This is a genomic window from [Mycobacterium] manitobense (assembly GCF_025821665.1).
Lineage (GTDB): Bacteria > Actinomycetota > Actinomycetes > Mycobacteriales > Mycobacteriaceae > Mycobacterium > Mycobacterium arseniciresistens.
The window spans coordinates 1-764 of sequence record NZ_JACKSJ010000226.1; the positions used below are offsets into that span (position 1 = coordinate 1).

Annotated in this window: 1 protein-coding gene; it reads left to right on the forward strand. The window is 75.1% G+C overall.

What is annotated here, in order from left to right; genetic code table 11:
* On the forward strand, positions 1 to 764 hold a 764-nt coding region (gene ftsL, locus H7I41_RS24480), incomplete at both ends, for a cell division protein FtsL (RefSeq protein WP_264015216.1).

Here is a 764-nt window from a genome sequence, read left to right on the forward strand (position 1 = left end):
CAGGCCCACCCGCGAGCGCGGTCCGCAGCGGTCCGCGCCGCAGACCGGACCCGTCGCCCGGCCGGCCAAGCCGTCCTCGGGTGCGGCGGCAGCACCCGCGCGGCCGAAGAACGCCAGCCAGGCCAAGGCCCGCGCCAAGGCCCGCAAGGCCAAGGCGCCGAAAGTCGTTCGCCCTCCGCTGCGTCAACGTCTCCTCGTCAGGCTCGCCGAGATCGAGCTGAATCCCCGGACCCTGGTCGCCAGGGTGCCGTTCGTGGTGCTCGTGATCGGGGCGCTCGGGATGGGTCTCGGCATCACGCTGTGGCTGTCCACCGGCGCCGCCGAGCGCTCCTACCAACTGGGTGCGGCCCGGGAGACCAACCAGGCGCTGCTCCAGCAGAAGGAGGCGCTCGAGCGCGACGTGCTGGAGGCGCAGGCAGCACCCGCCCTGGCCGAGGCGGCGCGTGATCTCGGCATGATCCCCTCGCGCGACACCGCTCACCTCGTCCAGGACCCGGCGGGCAACTGGGTCGTCGTCGGCACGCCGAAACCGGCCGAGGGTGTCCCGCCGCCACCGCTGAACGCCCCGCTGCCCGACGACACGCCGACGCCGCAACCGCCTCCCGCGCCGCGAGTGGTCGATCCTCGTGAGGTGACTGTTCGGATGCCCGACCGCACCGGCCTGCCCGGATCGCCCGCAGCGACGCCTGCCGTGCCGCTCGGTACGGCACCGCACGGCGCGGTCGGCGGACCGCCGCCGTCGCCAGGGCCCGCACTGCCGCCCG